Annotated in this window: 10 protein-coding genes; 9 read left to right on the top strand and 1 reads right to left on the bottom strand. The window is 68.9% G+C overall.

Features of this window, described 5'->3' with window-relative positions; genetic code table 11:
* Window positions 1-26: 26 nt before the first annotated feature.
* From ADBZ9K_RS12210 to ADBZ9K_RS12200, 3 genes are read left to right on the top strand one after another with little or no spacing between them, the layout of a single operon-like run.
* On the top strand, window positions 27-4,226 hold the full coding sequence (locus ADBZ9K_RS12210) for a glycoside hydrolase family 38 N-terminal domain-containing protein (RefSeq protein ID WP_526620577.1): 4,200 nt from the start codon (window positions 27-29) through the stop codon (window positions 4,224-4,226).
* A complete protein-coding gene (locus ADBZ9K_RS12205) occupies window positions 4,223-4,858 on the top strand; it encodes a DUF7158 domain-containing protein (protein ID WP_526620575.1) in 636 nt (211 codons plus the stop codon). The genes ADBZ9K_RS12210 and ADBZ9K_RS12205 overlap by 4 nt, the downstream gene beginning before the upstream one ends.
* Window positions 4,858-5,796: an ROK family protein gene (locus tag ADBZ9K_RS12200; RefSeq protein WP_526620573.1), complete on the top strand. Its 939-nt coding sequence runs from the start codon at window positions 4,858-4,860 to the stop codon at window positions 5,794-5,796. The genes ADBZ9K_RS12205 and ADBZ9K_RS12200 overlap by 1 nt, the downstream gene beginning before the upstream one ends.
* 34 nt (window positions 5,797-5,830) lie before the next feature.
* On the opposite strand, the gene ADBZ9K_RS12195 is transcribed toward ADBZ9K_RS12200, so the two are convergent.
* Window positions 5,831-6,715 carry a type IV toxin-antitoxin system AbiEi family antitoxin gene (locus ADBZ9K_RS12195; RefSeq protein ID WP_526620571.1) on the bottom strand — a complete coding sequence of 295 codons (885 nt, stop codon included), beginning with the start codon at window positions 6,713-6,715 and terminating at the stop codon, window positions 5,831-5,833.
* Between the two features lie 344 nt (window positions 6,716-7,059).
* On the opposite strand from ADBZ9K_RS12195, the gene rplJ reads away from it, so the two are divergent.
* The 6 genes from rplJ to rpoB all read left to right on the top strand — a co-directional run bounded on the left by rplJ (window position 7,060) and on the right by rpoB (window position 17,903).
* Entirely contained in the window at window positions 7,060-7,596 is a 537-nt protein-coding gene (gene rplJ / locus ADBZ9K_RS12190) for a 50S ribosomal protein L10 (protein ID WP_526620570.1), read from the top strand.
* A gap of 35 nt (window positions 7,597-7,631) precedes the next feature.
* A complete protein-coding gene (gene rplL, locus ADBZ9K_RS12185) occupies window positions 7,632-8,018 on the top strand; it encodes a 50S ribosomal protein L7/L12 (protein WP_526620568.1) in 387 nt (128 codons plus the stop codon).
* Window positions 8,019-8,217: 199 nt separating this feature from the next.
* Complete coding sequence (locus ADBZ9K_RS12180; protein ID WP_526620566.1) at window positions 8,218-9,267, top strand: ABC transporter ATP-binding protein; 1,050 nt, start codon at window positions 8,218-8,220, stop codon at window positions 9,265-9,267.
* A 30-nt stretch (window positions 9,268-9,297) separates the two neighbouring features.
* On the top strand, window positions 9,298-10,752 hold the full coding sequence (locus tag ADBZ9K_RS12175; protein ID WP_526620564.1) for a PE domain-containing protein: 1,455 nt from the start codon (window positions 9,298-9,300) through the stop codon (window positions 10,750-10,752).
* Between the two features lie 101 nt (window positions 10,753-10,853).
* Window positions 10,854-14,027: a lipocalin family protein gene (locus tag ADBZ9K_RS12170; protein WP_526620562.1), complete on the top strand. Its 3,174-nt coding sequence runs from the start codon at window positions 10,854-10,856 to the stop codon at window positions 14,025-14,027.
* Between the two features lie 384 nt (window positions 14,028-14,411).
* Complete coding sequence (gene rpoB, locus ADBZ9K_RS12165; RefSeq protein WP_526620560.1) at window positions 14,412-17,903, top strand: DNA-directed RNA polymerase subunit beta; 3,492 nt, start codon at window positions 14,412-14,414, stop codon at window positions 17,901-17,903.
* Window positions 17,904-17,909 lie beyond the last annotated feature (6 nt).

Genomic DNA, 17,909 nt, shown 5'->3' with positions numbered 1-17,909 from the left:
CCGTGGCTGGGCCGTACATTGCTCGCGTGCGTGTGACCTCCGCGGAGTCGACGGAGCTGTTCGTCGGGCCGCCCGACGCGCCGCTGCAGCTGGTGCGGGTCGGTTACCGCGGGGCCGCCGGAACCGAGGCCGTGCGGGTCTACGGGGACGGGTTGGGGTCCGACGAAACCGTGGTGCGTCCCGGCAGTGGGGCCGTCGAGGTCGCGGTCCGGGTCACCGGGCCGGTCGTCGGCCAGCGGCGCGCGGCGCGGGTGGCGGTCGGCTCCGCCGAGCTCGGTTTCGAGTTCACCGACGCCGAGCCGGGCTGGTCGATGTACATGATCAGCCATTTCCACTACGACCCCGTCTGGTGGAACACCCAGGGCGCCTACACCAGTCAGTGGACCGAGGACCCGCCAGGGCGGGCCCGGCAGAACAACGGCTTCGCCCTGGTGGCCGCGCACCTCGACATGGCCCGTCGCGATCCGGACTACAAGTTCGTGCTGGCCGAAGTCGACTATCTGAAGCCCTATTTCGACACCCACCCCGAAGACCGGGCCGACCTGCGCGGGCTGATCGCCGACGGGCGCGTGGAGGTGATGGGCGGGACCTACAACGAACCCAACACCAACCTGGTCGGCGCGGAGACGGCGATCCGCAACTTCGTGCACGGTGTCGGCTATCAACGCGACGTGCTGGGCGCCGATCCGGCCACCGCGTGGCAGCTCGATGTGTTCGGCCACGATCCGCAGTTCCCGGGGATGGCCGCCGACGCTGGACTGACGTCGAGCTCGTGGGCCCGCGGTCCGCACCACCAGTGGGGGCCGATGGCTTCCCACGACGGCCACGCCGGTGACCCGAGGCGGATGCAGTTCCGCAGCGAGTTCGAGTGGATCGCACCCTCTGGTGTCGGGCTGCTGACCCACTACATGCCGGCCCACTACTCGGCGGGCTGGTGGATGGATTCCGCGGCGTCGCTGGCCGAGGCCGAGCAGGCGACCTACGAACTGTTCGCCTCGCTGAAATCGGTGGCACTGACCCGCAACGTGCTGCTGCCGGTCGGCACCGACTACACCCCGCCCAACACGTGGGTCACCGAGATCCACCGGGACTGGAATTCGCGCTACACCTGGCCGCGGTTCATCTGCGCACTGCCCCGGGAGTTCTTCGCCGCCGTGCGCGCCGAAACATCCGAACGCGGACTGACGCCCTCGCCGCAGACCCGCGACATGAACCCGATCTACACCGGCAAGGACGTCTCCTATATCGACACCAAGCAGGCCAACCGTGCCGCCGAGGACGCGGTGCTGGGCGCCGAGCGGTTCGCGGTATTCGCGGCGCTGCTCGCGGGGGCGCGCTACCCGGAGGCCGCGTTGGCCAAAGCCTGGGTGCAGCTGGCCTACGGAGCTCACCACGACGGCATCACCGGCTCGGAGTCCGATCAGGTCTACCTCGACCTGCTGACCAGCTGGCGGGACGCATGGGAACTCGGCCGCACGACGCGCTCCGCCGCGCTGCGCCTGCTCTCGCAGGCGGTCGCCGCTGATCCCGGGACGGTCGTCGTATGGAACCCGTTGGGGCACAGTCGAACCGATATCGTCACCGCGCAGCTGCCGGAACCGATCGGTCCCGGCGCTGCGGTGCTGGACGCCGCCGGCCAATCGATTCCCGCGGTCGTCTCCGGCGACGGCCACCAGGTCAGCTGGCGGGCCGCCGACGTCGCGTCACTCGGCTGGCGCAGCTACCGGCTGATCCCGACCGACGAGGCCACCGGATGGCAACCGGTCGACGGGCTGCAGATCGCCAACGGCCACCACCGGCTGCGGGTCGATCCCACCCGCGGTGGCGGGGTGGTCTCGCTGGTCGAGCTGGCCGCCGACCGCGAGCTGGTCGCCGCGGGCCGGGTCGGCAACGAGCTCGCCGTCTACGACGAATACTCGGCGCACCCGCAGGCGGGGGAGGGGCCGTGGCATCTGCTGCCGGCCGGGCCGGTGCTGTGCTCCTCAGCCGCCGCCGCGGAGTCGGTTCAGGCCTATCGCTGCCCGCTGGGTGAGCGCCTCGTCGTGCGCGGCCGCATCGGTGAGGTACTGAGTTACACCCAGGTGCTGACCCTCTGGCACGGTATCGACCGGGTCGACACCAGCACCACGATCGACGAGTTCACCGGCGTCGACCGGCTGGTGCGGCTGCGCTGGCCGTGCCCGATTCCGGGCGCCCTGCCGGTCAGCGAGGTCGGCGACGCCGTCATCGGGCGTGGCTTCGGCTTGCTGCACGAGCACGATTCGGGCCAGGACGTCGCCGTCGACTCCGCGAAACACCCATGGACGCTGGACAATCCAGCGCACGGTTGGTTCGGGCTGTCGTCGGCCGCGCGGGTCCGAGTCGGTGAGCGTTGCCGTGCGATATCGGTGGCCGAGGTTGTGGTTCCGGCCGAGGACACGACCTGGGCCCGTGAGCTGATGGTCGCGTTGGTGCGGTCCGGGGTCACCGCCACCTGTAGCAGCGCCGTCCAGCCGCGCTACGGCCACCTCGAGGTCGACTCCAACCTGCCCGACGCACGGATCGCGCTCGGCGACCCCGACGACAACGCGTTCACCGCCGCGGTGCTCGCGGCCGCCGATGACACCTACACCGTCGAACTGCACCGCCAGCTCTCGGCCACCGGGCAGGCGCGGGTGTGGGTGCCCGCCGCCGAACCGCTGGAACGGGTGTGGCGTCCCGACGCCGACCTGCGCGACACCCGCGCCCTGCCGGTGCTCATCGTCGCCGGGAACGGGACCTCCGGACTGGCCGACGCGATCCGCGCCGTCGTCGCCGATCTCGACGACGCGCAGATCGAGGTCAGCCAGGACGCGCCCGCGGGCCTGGGGGAATTCGAGTCGCGCACCGTCGCCCTGCTGAACCGGGGGGTGCCCGGATTCGCGATCGAACCCGACCAGACCCTGCACAGCTCCCTGATGCGCTCCTGCACGGGCTGGCCGTCCGGAGTGTGGATCGACCCGCCGCGACGCGCGGCCCCCGACGGGTCCAATTTCCAGCTACAGCACTGGACGCACACCTTCGACTTTGCGCTGGTAAGCACCCCGGGTGACTGGCGATCGGGCGGAATATCAACGCGCAGTGCCGAATTCAACCATCCCCTGGTGTGCGTTGTGGCTGCCGACGCAGCCGGTGCGCTGCCTGCCGACGGCTCGCTACTGCGTATCGAACCCGCCGGCGTGGTGCAGCTGGCGGCCCTCAAGATCGGCGGCAACCCCAGCGCCACCGGCAGCTCGGCGGCCGTCGACCCCGAAGACGTCACCATCCGGCTGGTCGAAACCCGCGGCGGCCCAGCGGAGGTCGGTATGACCTGCGGGGTCGGTACGGTGTCGGCCGTGGTGTCGGCCGACCTGCTGGAAACACCGCGCGGCAACGGCGAGCCGCCATTGCGGATGCACGGCTACCAGATCGCCACGCTGCTGGCCCGGCTGGATGTGCCGACCGTCCTCGACGCGGACGGCGCGGCCCTGGCGCCCGACAGCGAGGAGGCCCAACCGCTCTACGCCCGCTACTGGCTGCACAACCGCGGACCGGCCCCGCTCGGCGGGCTGCCCGCCGTCGCGTATCTGCACCCCGAGACCGTCACCGCCGAACCGGGAGAGACGGTGCGGCTGCGGCTCACCGTGGCCAGCGACTGCAGCGATGCGACGCTGGCCGGCACCGTACGGCTGCGCGGCCCCCGCGGATGGACCGCCGGACCCGGCGAGCTGGCATTCGAACTGCCCACCGGCCACCACCGTGAGGCCGACATCGTCGTCACCGTCCCACCCGACGCGGCACCCGGCGACTATCCGGTGCGCGCCCAGCTGAGGCTGGCCGGGGACGTGCCGGCGGCCTGGCGGCAGACCGTCGAGGACGTCTGCATCGTCTCGGTCGGTGCCCCCGGCGAACAGCTGGTGCGGCTGGTCACCGAGCCGTCCGATGTCGTCGTCGCGGCCGGCGACCGCGCCCGGTTGGCCGTCACCGTCGGCAGCGAGGCTTTCGCCGACCTCGCGCTCGAAGCGCACCTCATCAGCCCATGGGGCACCTGGGAATGGGCGGGCCCCGCGGCGCGCGGAGCGGTGCTGCGGGCCAGGTCCAGCGTCGAGGTGGCCTTCGACATCGCCCCGCCGCCGTGGGCGATGCCGGGCCGGTGGTGGGCGCTGATCCGCATTGGGTGCGCAGGCCGGCTGCTCTACACCCCGGCCGTGGCGGTGACGGTCCGATGAGCCTGGCCGCCACCGTCGCCGGGGTGGGCGTCGACGCCGGCGAAGTCGACGCCCGCGAGGCCGCCCTGCGGGCCGCGCCCCAGGTCGCGGCCCTACCCCGGCCCGGCACCAGCCAAGGGCGGCAACTGCGGCGCTGGCTGACGCAGCTGGTGGTCACCGAGCGGGTGATCGCGCATGAGGCTGCGGCGCTCGGCGTCACCGTCACCGCCGCCACCCCCGATGAAGCGGACCTGCTGCCGGATCCGGCCGCGCGGCTCGAGATCGGCAGCGTTGCCGCCGCGGTCCTGGCCGATCCGGTCGCCCGTGCGGTGTTCGCCCACGTCACTCAGGACATCGACGTCGACGAGGAGACCGTCGCGGCCTATCACGCCCGCAATCCGCGCCGATTCCAGCGTTTTACCGCCGGAGCCGCACGCGTCCCGGCATCCGGGGCCGCCGGCGGCTGGCGGGTGGCCGCCGTTACCGAGCTGGCCGAGGTGCGGCCGCTGATCGCCGCCCACCTGCGCGGGGCGGCCCGCCGACGCCGCTTCCGGATGTGGCTCGACCAGCGCCGCGCCGACCTCGTCTGGCTGGCACCGGGCTACGAACACCCCGGCGACCCGCGCCAACCCGACAACACCCACCAACACTGATGAGCGTCCTGGTTCTCGACATCGGAGGCACCAAAATCGCCGCCGGTCTCGTCGACCGCGACGGCCAGCTGCGCTTCGAGACCCGCCAGCCCACCCCGCGCACCGACGACCCCGAGCAGGTGTGGGCCGCCGCCCGACGCACGATCACCGACGCGCTCGCCGAGGCCGGCGGCGCCGTCGACGGCGTTGGCATCTCCTCGGCCGGCCCTATCCACACCGCCGACGGCACCGTCAGCCCGGTCAACATCACCGCGTGGCGAGGCTTTCCGATCCGCGACCGGGTGGCCGCCACCGTCGGGGATGTCCCGGTCCGCCTCGCCGGGGACGGGCTGTGTATGGCGCTGGGTGAACACTGGCGCGGCGCCGGAGAGGGCGCGGCGTTCCTGCTCGGCATGGTGGTCTCCACCGGAGTCGGCGGGGGACTGGTCCTCGACGGCGCGCCCTATAGCGGACGGACCGGGAATGCGGGCCACGTGGGGCACGTCATCGTCGACACCGACGGACCGCCGTGCAGTTGCGGCGGCCGCGGCTGCGTCGAGGCGATCGCCAGCGGCCCGCACCTGGCGGCCTGGGCGCGCGAGCAGGGCTGGACCGGCACCGACGCCAAAGAACTGGCCGCCGCCGCCGCGTCGGGCAACCCGGTTGCCCGGCGCGCCTTCGACCGGGGAGCACGCGCGATCGCGGCCATGATCGCCTCGGTGGGCGCGGTGTGCGACCTGGACCTCGTCGTCGTCGGCGGTGGAGTCGCCAAGGCCGGACCGGTGCTGTTCGACCCACTACACGAGGCCCTGCACGCCTACGCCGGGCTGGACTTCCTGTCCGGCCTGAGCGTCGTGCCCGCCGCACTCGGCGGGGAGGCCGGGCTGGTCGGTGCCGCCGCGTTGCTGCGCGGCCCGGTCAGTTATCCCCGCGAGCAGACGCACAATCGCACTGGCTGAGCAATTTTCGTGCGAGTCTGCGTCTGCTCGCGGGTCAGGCCACGCGCGCTCGGTCGAGATGGCGTGCGATCCGCTGGGCCAGGCGTTCGGGCCGGCGTCGTACGTCATTGACGACAATGGGCACTACCGTCCAGCCGACTTCCTGCACACCGGCCAGCCTGGACTTGTCCCTGAGCATTTCAGTCCTGCCAGCGTGCCATTCGACGCTGTCATATTCAGCCGCGACTTGAGCATCCGGCCAGGCGAAATCGACTCGCCATCGCTGTCCGTCGGCACCGTGGATCGTGTACTGCAACTCCGGTATCGGCAGACCGTGGTCGATCATGGCGAGCCGGGCTTCGCTTTCCATGGCGGACTCTGAACGCGCGTCGGCGAAGGGAAGCAACCCACGTGCTGCCGCGATGCCGCGTCGCCCCTGCTGACCCCGAACCGCGCGGTCGAGGTCGTCGCGGGTGCACCAGCTCGAGCGCAGCGCGGCGTCGAACGTGGCGAGCGCCCGCGGTCGGCTCAGCTGGCGTGCCACCTCGACGGCTGTCCACGCCGGGGCGGTCGCCGACCGGCTGGCGACCCACTGCACCGGTGCGCCGGTTCGCTGGTGAACCACCAAACCCGTGGTGGTTCGCATCCGAACGCCTGGATCCAGAACGTGAACCGATGTTGTGTTCTCGGTGTCGAAGCCGTACAGCGCGGCGGCGGTGCCCATGCAGGCCACCGCTGCTTGCCCCATGAGCAGGTCCAACGCAGCCAGCCGGCCGAGTAGATCTGGCCTGGTGTGCGCATAGACGCCGTACCAAACGCGGAACAGACTGCCCTTGCGAACCTGCACGTCAAGCTGCTGACGGGTCATTACCGCCAACAGCTGCGCGGTCGTGGCGAGGCCACCATTGCGGTCGAAAACGTCGGCGACGCCAGGTTTCACAGAACGAGCATCGGGCGGCGATCCGATTCAGGTTTGCACCCTGACGCTGGTCCTGTGGATAGTTTGCTCGCGCCGCGGGGCGCATGGGCGGCGGGGACCGCGTTTTGGCTGATCGCGGGAGCCACGCTATCCTTGTCGAGTTCCACCGAAGACCGTCGGTCACCGAGCAATCGGTTGAAGGTCCGGGATATCCCGGCGACCCACGCAGGAGGACGAGGCTCGACCGCTGCGCGTCAGCGGTTATCTGCACGCCCCGGCCATTCTGCGTCCGGGGCGTTCGTCATTTCCTGGCCCGGCCTGCGTTCGAGGTGGTGCACCCCTGTACCCACCACAAGGAGGCATGTATGGCCAAGGCTGACAAAGCCACCGCGGTTGCCGACATCGCCGAACAGTTCAAGGCCTCGACGGCCACTGTCGTCACCGAGTATCGCGGCCTGACCGTGGCCAACCTGGCCGAGCTGCGTCGCTCGCTCGCCGGCAGTGCCACCTACACGGTCGCCAAGAACACGCTGGTCAAGCGTGCCGCGGCGGAAGCCGGGATCGAGGGGCTCGACGAACTGTTCGCCGGTCCGACCGCCATCGCGTTCGTCAACGGAGAGCCCGTCGACGCCGCCAAGGCGATCAAGAAGTTCGCCAAAGAAAACAAGGCCCTGGTCATCAAGGGCGGCTATATGGACGGCCGGGCGCTGACCCTCTCCGAGGTGGAGCGCATTGCCGACCTGGAGTCGCGCGAGGTGCTGCTGGCGCGTGTCGCCGGTGCCCTGAAGGCAAAGCAGGCCCAGGCCGCAGCACTGTTCGCGGCGCCCGCGTCCCAGGTCGCCCGCCTGGCCGCAGCTCTGCAAGAGAAGAAGGCCTCGGAAAACTCCGAATCCGCCGCCTAAGAACCCCACCACACCGATAAAGAAAAGGAACCACCATGGCAAAGCTGTCCACCGAAGAACTGCTCGACGCGTTCAAGGAACTGACCCTGCTGGAGCTCTCTGAGTTCGTGAAGGCCTTCGAGGAGACCTTCGACGTCACCGCGGCCGCCCCGGTCGCCGTCGCCGCCGCCCCGGGTGCCGCTGCCCCGGCCGAGGCCGCCGAGGAGCAGTCGGAGTTCGACGTCATCCTCGAGGCCGCCGGTGACAAGAAGATCGGCGTCATCAAGGTCGTCCGCGAGATCGTCTCCGGTCTGGGCCTCAAGGAGGCCAAGGACCTCGTCGACGGCGCTCCCAAGCCGCTGCTCGAGAAGGTCGCCAAGGAAGCCGCCGACGACGCCAAGGCCAAGCTCGAGGCCGCCGGCGCCACCGTCAGCGTCAAGTAGTTCTGACTACGCAAAATCCCCCGCGGGCACACGGTGCCCGCGGGGGATTTTTCGTTCGATCGGCTTCCATGTCCGGCCTCCGGGATTGTCGATCACAGGTCGGCGCACAAACTCCGTGGCGCCAATCGGCGTGCGCTACAGTGACTCAAACCACAGGCCAACGCGGCGGTGGTGATCGGTGTGGGCGGAAGGATCTCGCGTGGGCATTGGTATTCAGGTCGAGGGATTGACCAAGTCGTTCGGATCCCAGCGCATCTGGGAGGACGTCACCCTGGACATCCCCGCCGGCGAGGTCAGCGTGCTACTTGGTCCGTCCGGTACCGGTAAGTCGGTGTTCCTGAAGTCCTTGATCGGTCTGCTGCGCCCCGAGCGCGGCAAGATCATCGTCGACGGCACCAACATCATCGAGTGCTCGGCCAAAGAGCTCTACGAGATCCGCACCCTGTTCGGCGTGATGTTCCAGGACGGTGCGCTGTTCGGCTCGATGAGCCTCTACGACAACACCGCGTTCCCGCTTCGTGAGCACACGAAGAAGAAGGAAAGCGAGATCCGCCAGATCGTCATGGAGAAGCTGGACCTGGTGGGTCTGGGCGGGGACGAGAACAAGTTCCCCGGTGAGATCTCCGGCGGTATGCGCAAGCGCGCCGGCTTGGCCCGCTCGCTGGTGCTGGACCCGAAGATCATCCTGTGCGACGAGCCGGACTCCGGTCTGGACCCGGTGCGTACGGCCTACCTGAGCCAGCTGCTGATCGACATCAACGCCCAGATCGACTGCACCATTCTGATCGTGACGCACAACATCAACATCGCCCGAACCGTGCCCGACAACATGGGCATGTTGTTCCGCAAGCACCTGGTCATGTTCGGCCCGCGCGAGGTGCTGCTGACCAGCGATGAGCCCGTCGTCAAGCAGTTCCTCAACGGTCGCCGCCTCGGCCCCATCGGCATGTCCGAGGAAAAGGACGAGGGCACGATGGCCGAGGAGCAGGCGCTGGCCGATGCCGGTCATCATGACGGTGGCGTGGAAGAGATCGAAGGTGTGCCGCCGCAGATCCAGGCCACTCCGGGTATGCCTGAGCGCAAGGCGGTCGCCCGCCGGCAGGCGCGGGTGCGCCAGATCCTGCACACCCTGCCCCCGGTCGCACAGCAGGCCATCCTCGACGACCTCGAAGGCACCCACCAACTGCCCACCCACACCTTCGTCGGCGAGCCTGCTCACGCCGTCCACCACGAGGACGGCGACAAGTAGCTCCGAGCTTGACGACCTCGAAGGCGCCCAGTGCTCGCTGACCGGCGGGTGTGGTGGGCGGCGGTGGCCGTCTTCGCCGGGATGGGTGCGGCCCTACTCTGCGGGGCCGGCAGCGCGATGGCCGACACCGGCGGCGCCCAGCATGCCGGGGATTCCGGGGGCTCGACGTCGGAACCCTCGACCCCGTCAGGCACCTCGTCGCCGGCCAAGGCCGCGACCGGTAAGCGCCGCGCCGAACCCGCCGCCGTTGTCTCCGGGTCCCGCAGCCCCAAGCCCATCGCACGGGCAGCGGCCACGGTCGTGGCGCCGACAACCGGGAAGGTGGCACCGAGGAGCGCTCTGACCCCGCAGGTCACGGCGCCAATCACGCCACCGCCAGCGGTGGGCACCAGCGCGCGGGCCGCGGCGTCGATCAGCACCGCCCAGGCGGTGGTGACGCCGCCGGGCACCAACGGCGTCACCGGCGTCAAGGTCGGCCATTCGACGCTGACGATCCCGATCGGATCGGGCTTCCAGGCGCCGGCCGACTGGTACTTCCCGACCCAGGCCGACGGCAGCGTGCAGGCCAATGGGGTCATCTGGCTGCAGCACGGCTTCCTCGCCGACAAGGCCTACTACTCCGCGTTGGCCACCACCCTGGCCAACGACACCAACAGCATCGTGGTGGCGCCGACACTGCCGTCGTTCCCGTCGCTGACCTGTGGCGGCTGCACGCTCTACGGCGCACCCCTGCAACAGGCCGCCGCGACCATGTTCCTCGGCGAGCGGCCGGAGCTGAACATCAGCGCCAGCCAGGCCGGCTACCAGGGCACCCTGCCGCAGGACTTCACCCTCGCCGGGCACTCGGCCGGCGGCGGCTGGTCGGTCTCGGTCGGCGGCTACTACGTCGACGCGCTGGCGCCCGGCGAGGACAACCACCTGCTCGGGGTGGTGATGTACGACGGCGTCAACATGAATGGCACCCTGCCGCAGGCGATCACCAGCCTGGACAGGCTCGACATCCCCGTCTACCAGATCGCCGCCCCCGCCCAGGTGTGGAACACCTTCGGCACCACCACCGATCAGTTGCTCGCGCTGCGACCCGATCAGTTCGACGGCGTCGTGCTGACCGACGGCTCGCACGTCGACTCGATGCTGGGCAGCAACCCGATCGTCGACTTCTTCGCCCAGCTGGTCACCAAGCCCTCCCCGGCCGGCAACACCGCGGCAGTCGGCACGCTGAGTGCGGGCTGGATCAACGACTTCTACGCCGGCGCGGGACCCCAGGCCCCGCTGTACGGGCTATACGGGACGGCCGGTCAGCCGATCATTCTGGGCGACGCGTCCGCAGTCGTTCTGCCGACGCCGCTGGCCAGCCAGCTCGGACCAATCGAAATGCTGATGAAGGCCTGGACGGCGTTCGTCATGCCCCTGCTGTTCGGCGGCTCCTCGAGCACTGCCCCGATGGCCTCCGCACCGCCCGCCGCGACCGCCGTCGCTGCCTGACGAATCGGTGACGTCCCGCTCCGGTTGACCGGATTCCGCGGACGGCCCGGCCGGTCACTGAGTACGTTTTGCCGATCGTCACTACGGGAAGCGGGTCGAGGATGACGCAGCGGCAGGTTGTGTTGGGCACGGGTGCGATGGTCCTGGGTCTGGGGGCGGCCCTGCTGTCCGGGCCGGCGCTGGCGCACGCTGACAGCGGGGGAGCAGACGACGGCTCCGGTGGGGCAGCAGCGTCGTCCGACACCTCGAGCCCCGCGCGCGGAAAAGCGACCGCAACCAGCCGCCGCGCGCAGGCCGCCAACCGCTCGGACAGCACGGTGGCGGGCGCGCGCCCGGGGCGCTCCTCGGCCAACCGCGCGACCGCGAAGGCCACCGCGGCGACCCGCGCTACACCCAGCTCGACGGCGAGCCCGGCAGAGGCCACGCCCGAACCTGCCGCCGTCACCGAGACGGCGACCACCGCGACGGCGACCACCGAGGCGTCGGCCGCCGCGTCCGCGCCGAGCGCCCCCACCGAGCCGGCATCGGCGGCCTCCGGGTTGGGGGTGTCGCGTCGCGCCGCCGTGGCCGCCGCCCGTCAGGCCCAGATCGACCAGCTGATCGCCTCGGCCGGCTCTGCCACCGCGGCATCGGGTGCGCTGCCCGCCACCGGCCTGGCCGCCGCCGCGCTGCTCAACCTGCTCTCCGGGGTGGCCGTCCAGACGCGTGAGGTCGAGTCCGCCGCCGCGCCGGTGGCCAGCACGGCGACCTTGCCCGTCGAACCCACCAACGGGGTGACGGGTGTGCAGGTCGGCCACTCCCAACTGGAGATTCCCGGCGCGTTCATCGGCAACACCGTCGCCACCGACTGGTACTTCCCGACCCAGGCCGACGGCAGCGTGCAGGCCCAAGGGGTGATCTGGCTGCAGCACGGCTTCGGCGCCACCAACACCTTCTACTCCGCGCTTGCCACGAATCTGGCCTTCACCACCAACAGCATCGTGGTGGCCCCCACGCTGTCGTCCATCCCGATCACCTTCTCCGGTGGCTGCCTCACCTGCACCTCGACCCAGCAGGCCGCGGCCGCCATGTTCGAGGACCCGACCCGATCAGCACTGACCGACAGCGCTGTCGCGGCCGGATACACCGGCGCCGCGCTGCCGACCCGCTTCGTGCTGGCCGGCCACTCCGCCGGCGGTGGGTTCGCGACCGCGGTCGGAGCGGACTTCCTCACCGACAGCCCCGACATCGAGGACGCCAACCTGCTCGGCGTGGTGATGTTCGACGGCGTCTCCAACGGGGCCCTCGACGGCACGTTCGCTCAGCAGGCGGCCGAGCTGGGCGCGGCGGGCAAGCCGATCTATCAGATCGCGGCACCGGCACAGAGCTGGAACCTGTTCGGCGCGACCACCAACGTGCTCGCCGCGACACTGCCCGGCGACTTCATCGGCGTCGTGCTGCAGGGCGGCTCGCACGTCGACTCCATGCTCGGCGTCAACCCGCTGTTCGACGCCGTGCTGCAGCTGGTGACCAAGCCCGTGCCGGCCGGCAACACCGCCGCCACCTACACCCTGAGCACCGGGTGGATCAACGACATGTACGTCGGCGCGACCCCGCAGGCGCCGCAGTACGGCCTCTACGCCGCGTCCAACCAGCAGATCATCATGGGGCCCACCGCGGCCGTCGGCCTGCCCGCCGCACTGGCCAACCAGCTCTCCTTCGGCGACAAGATCGTCAAGAGCCTGATCGACGCCGTCGGCGGCCTCTTCGGGTTCCAGCTGCCCGAACCGGTCAACAGCGGCGACAACGGGTTGAACCCGAACACTCCCGTCGCGGCCGTGGGCAACGGCGTCACCGGGGTGCGGACCGGCTCCGCCGTTCTCGATATCCCTTGCGGCCCTAACGGTTACGCCGCCCCGGCCAACTGGTACTTCCCGACGCAGGCCGACGGCACCGTCGCGGCCAACGGCGTCATCTGGCTGCAGCACGGCTTCCTCGGCTTCAACGACTGGTACGGCGACATGGCCCAGCAGCTCGCCCAGGAGACCAACAGCGTCGTCGTCGTCCCGAACATCTTCTGGTTCGACACCCCGCTGTGCCCGGGCTGCTACCTGGGCGGAGCACCGATGCGCGAAGCCGTCGCCTCGATGTTCGAGGGCAGCCGCTCGGCGCTGAACATCAGCGCCAACGCGGCCGGGCTGCAGGGGACGCTGCCGGAGAAGTTCATCCTCACCGGCCACTCCGCGGGCGGGAACTTCGCCACTGCGGTCGGCGCGCTGATCACCGAGACCGATCAGGTCGACAATCTGCTCGGGGTGGTCATGTTCGACGGCGTGTCCCGCGACCCGTTGTTCACCGATTCCCTGACCGCGCTCGACGGGGCGGGCATCCCGGACTACCAGATCGCCGCGCCGCCCCAGCAGTGGAACGCCTACGGGACGGCCACCGAACTGATGTACGGGTTTTACGGTCCCGACCGGTTCTACGGCGTCCAGATCGACAACGGCTCGCACACCGACGTCATCGAAGGCGACAACCTGTTTGCGTGGCTGGGTGCGATCGCCAGTGCGATCATCGTCAAGCCGTCTCCGCCGGGAGCCAAGGATGCGGTCCGGACCTTCGCCACGGGCTGGGTCAACGACATCTATGCCGGCAAGGGGCCGACCGACCCGGTGTATGGCATCTACGGCAGCCCCAATGACGGCACCTACGTCCCCAACCAGCCGATCGTGCTGGGGCCGGCCGGGGCGACCACGTTGCCCGCCCCGCCGCCGGTGACGGTCAATCCCAGCCTGCCGCCGGACCAGAACTACCTGGGGACCTGGTACGAGCAGGGCAGCGTGCGGCAGTTCTTCTCCATCGGGCTGGTGAACACCAAGGCGCAGTACAGCCTCAACACCGACGGCACCATCCGGGTGCAGAACTCCGGTAACTACTTCGTTCCCGACGGCCCCGCGGTCAACATCGTCGGCCAGGCGGTTCCGGTCAATGCCTTCAACACCCGGCTCAACGTCGGCTTCTTCTTCGGTACACCCAGCAGCGCCGAACCGGGCAACTACTGGATCCTCGACTACGCCCCCGACTACAACTGGGCCATCGTCAGCGACCCGAGCGGTTACAGCGGTTACATCCTGACCCGTGAGCAGACCATCACCGATGCCGAGTACGACGACTTGGTGGCGCGGGCCAGGCAGCTGGGCGTGTGGGGCGCGATCCTGCGGACCCAGCAGTATCCGACGACCACCGCTGCGTCGCTGCTTGGACCCGCGGACGTGCCGGCAAGCGTTGCGGTGTGACGAGCAAACCGGACTGGCGTGGATTTCCCACGCCAAATACCGCGTCAACGCTTGACGGAAAGCCGCAAACGGGTCAGTCTGTTGACCAGCATGTGTGTACGGGTAGCTAGATCGCCAGCCAGCGTCAGTGCTCCCAGCACGCGGTTGTTGAGGAATGCGCCGTTCTGCGCTATTGTTGGACGTTGCGCTGGCTGCCTCCTGCCCACCTCAACCTGCACCTGACACCGCGGTCCCTAGCCTGAGCCTGACTTTCCAGCTCAGAGACCTATGTGCGTGTCGTGTGTTCGGGGACAGGGCCTCGAGTAGGCCAGCCGAACCGACGCAGATATCGCGGCCATACGGACCATGTCCGGACAGTCGCATTAGGTGCTGGAAGGATGCATCTTGGCAGTCTCTAGCCAGAGCAAAACGACTACTACTTCTAACTCCGTTCCCGGAGCACCAAAACGAATTTCGTTCGCCAAGCTGCGCGAGCCCCTGGAAGTACCCGGGCTTCTCGACGTTCAAACGGAGTCGTTCGAGTGGCTGATCGGCTCGCCGCGCTGGCGCGGAATCGCCGAGGCGCGCGGTGACATCAACCCGGTGGGTGGCCTCGAAGAGGTCCTCGCCGAGCTGTCGCCGATCGAGGACTTCTCGGGGTCGATGTCGCTGAGCTTCTCCGACCCGCGTTTCGACGAGGTCAAGGCTCCGGTCGACGAGTGCAAAGACAAGGACATGACGTACGCGGCCCCGCTGTTCGTCACGGCCGAGTTCATCAACAACAACACCGGCGAGATCAAGAGCCAGACGGTCTTCATGGGTGACTTCCCGATGATGACCGAGAAGGGCACCTTCATCATCAACGGCACCGAGCGTGTCGTGGTGAGCCAGCTGGTCCGTTCGCCGGGTGTGTACTTCGACGAGAGCATCGACAAGTCCACCGAGAAGACGCTGCACAGCGTCAAGGTGATCCCCGGCCGCGGTGCGTGGCTGGAGTTCGACGTCGACAAGCGCGACACCGTCGGTGTGCGCATCGACCGCAAGCGTCGTCAGCCGGTCACCGTGCTGCTCAAGGCGCTCGGTTGGACCAACGAGCAGATCCGGGAGCGCTTCGGCTTCTCCGAGATCATGATGTCGACGCTGGAGAAGGACAACACCGCCGGCACCGACGAGGCGCTGCTGGACATCTACCGGAAGCTGCGACCGGGCGAACCCCCCACCAAGGAGTCGGCGCAGACCCTGCTGGAGAACCTGTTCTTCAAGGACAAGCGCTACGACCTGGCCCGGGTGGGTCGCTACAAGGTCAACAAGAAGCTGGGCCTCAACGCCGGCCAGCCGATCACCAGTTCGACGCTGACCGAAGAGGACATCGTCGCCACGATCGAGTACCTGGTGCGCCTGCACGAGGGCCAGACCACGATGACCGCCCCCGGCGGCGTCGAGGTCCCGGTCGACGTCGACGACATCGACCACTTCGGCAACCGTCGCCTGCGGACCGTCGGCGAGCTGATCCAGAACCAGATCCGGGTCGGCCTGTCCCGCATGGAGCGTGTCGTCCGCGAGCGGATGACCACGCAGGACGTCGAGGCGATCACGCCGCAGACCCTGATCAACATCCGTCCCGTCGTGGCGGCGATCAAGGAGTTCTTCGGCACCAGCCAGCTGTCGCAGTTCATGGATCAGAACAACCCGCTGTCGGGTCTGACCCACAAGCGTCGTCTGTCGGCGCTGGGCCCCGGTGGTCTGTCCCGTGAGCGTGCCGGCCTCGAGGTCCGCGACGTGCACTCCAGCCACTACGGCCGGATGTGCCCGATCGAGACCCCGGAAGGTCCGAACATCGGCCTGATCGGTTCGCTGTCGGTGTACGCGCGGGTCAACCCGTTCGGCTTCATCGAGACGCCGTACCGCAAGGTGGTCGACGGTGTGGTCACCGACGAGATCCACTACCTGACCGCCGACGAGGAGGACCGCCACGTCGTGGCGCAGGCCAACTCGCCGATCGACGAGAACAACCGGTTCACCGAGAACAAGGTGCTGGTCCGCCGTAAGGGTGGCGAGGTCGAGTACGTCAGCGCCATCGAGGTCGACTTCATGGACGTCTCACCGCGCCAGATGGTGTCGGTCGCGACGGCGATGATCCCGTTCCTCGAGCACGACGACGCCAACCGCGCCCTGATGGGTGCCAACATGCAGCGCCAGGCCGTTCCGCTGGTGCGCAGCGAGTCACCGCTGGTGGGCACCGGTATGGAGCTTCGCGCCGCGATCGACGCCGGTGACGTCGTCGTCTCGGAGAAGGCGGGCATCGTCGAGGAGGTCTCGGCGGACTACATCACCGTGATGGCCGACGACGGCACCCGGCACACCTACCGGATGCGCAAGTTCGCCCGCTCCAACCACGGCACCTGTGCCAACCAGCGTCCGATCGTGGACGCCGGGCAGCGTGTCGAGGCCGGCCAGGTCGTCGCCGACGGGCCGTGCACCGAGAACGGTGAGATGGCACTGGGCAAGAACCTGCTCGTGGCGATCATGCCGTGGGAGGGCCACAACTACGAGGACGCGATCATCCTCTCCAACCGTCTGGTTGAAGAGGACGTGCTCACCTCGATTCACATCGAAGAGCACGAGATCGATGCCCGCGACACCAAGCTGGGCGCCGAGGAGATCACCCGGGACATCCCGAACGTCTCCGATGAGGTGCTGGCCGATCTCGACGAGCGCGGCATCGTGCGCATCGGCGCCGAGGTCCGCGACGGCGACATCCTGGTCGGCAAGGTCACTCCGAAGGGCGAGACCGAGCTGACCCCGGAGGAGCGGCTGCTGCGTGCCATCTTCGGTGAGAAGGCCCGCGAGGTTCGCGACACCTCGCTGAAGGTGCCGCACGGCGAGTCGGGCAAGGTCATCGGCATCCGGGTGTTCTCCCGCGAGGACGACGACGAGCTGCCCGCCGGCGTCAACGAGCTGGTCCGCGTGTACGTGGCCCAGAAGCGCAAGATCTCCGACGGCGACAAGCTCGCCGGGCGCCACGGCAACAAGGGCGTCATCGGCAAGATCCTGCCGATCGAGGACATGCCGTTCCTTCCGGACGGCACCCCGGTGGACATCATCCTGAACACCCACGGTGTGCCGCGTCGTATGAACATCGGCCAGATCTTGGAGACACACCTCGGGTGGGTGGCCAAGGCCGGCTGGAAGGTTCCCACCGATGGCGGGGCCACCCCGGAGTGGGCGGGCAATCTGCCCGAGGATCTGCTGGAGGCGCAGCCGAACAGCATCGTCTCCACCCCGGTGTTCGACGGTGCCCGCGAGGAGGAGCTCCAGGGTCTGCTCGGGTCGACGCTGCCCAACCGTGACGGCGAGGTTCTCGTCAACGCCGACGGCAAGGCGCGGCTGTTCGACGGCCGCTCCGGCGAACCGTTCCCGTACCCGGTGACGGTGGGCTACATGTACATCCTCAAGCTGCACCACCTGGTGGACGACAAGATTCACGCCCGCTCGACCGGACCGTACTCGATGATCACCCAGCAACCGCTGGGCGGTAAGGCGCAGTTCGGTGGTCAGCGGTTCGGTGAGATGGAGTGCTGGGCCATGCAGGCCTACGGCGCGGCGTACACGCTGCAGGAGCTCTTGACTATCAAGTCCGACGACACCGTCGGCCGGGTCAAGGTCTACGAGGCGATCGTCAAGGGCGAGAACATCCCCGAGCCGGGCATCCCCGAGTCGTTCAAGGTGCTGCTCAAGGAGCTGCAGTCGCTGTGCCTCAATGTCGAGGTCTTGTCTAGCGACGGTGCCGCGATCGAAATGCGTGACGGTGATGACGAGGACCTGGAACGCGCTGCCGCGAACCTGGGAATCAACCTGTCCCGCAACGAATCTGCATCCGTCGAAGATTTGGCCTGATCGCGG

It is taken from the genome of Mycobacterium sp., assembly GCF_965229265.1.
Classification (GTDB): Bacteria; Actinomycetota; Actinomycetes; order Mycobacteriales; family Mycobacteriaceae; genus Mycobacterium.
Note: the sequence above shows the minus strand (reverse complement) of the source record. Positions and strands in the feature narration are given on the sequence as shown.

Coding starts and splice junctions, on each gene's coding strand:
- ADBZ9K_RS12205 (WP_526620575.1), top strand. CDS start 4,223: ATGAGCCTGGCCGCCACCGTCGCCGGGGTGGGCGTCGACGCCGGCGAA.
- ADBZ9K_RS12200 (WP_526620573.1), top strand. CDS start 4,858: ATGAGCGTCCTGGTTCTCGACATCGGAGGCACCAAAATCGCCGCCGGT.
- rplL (WP_526620568.1), top strand. CDS start 7,632: ATGGCAAAGCTGTCCACCGAAGAACTGCTCGACGCGTTCAAGGAACTG.
- rplJ (WP_526620570.1), top strand. CDS start 7,060: ATGGCCAAGGCTGACAAAGCCACCGCGGTTGCCGACATCGCCGAACAG.
- ADBZ9K_RS12170 (WP_526620562.1), top strand. CDS start 10,854: ATGACGCAGCGGCAGGTTGTGTTGGGCACGGGTGCGATGGTCCTGGGT.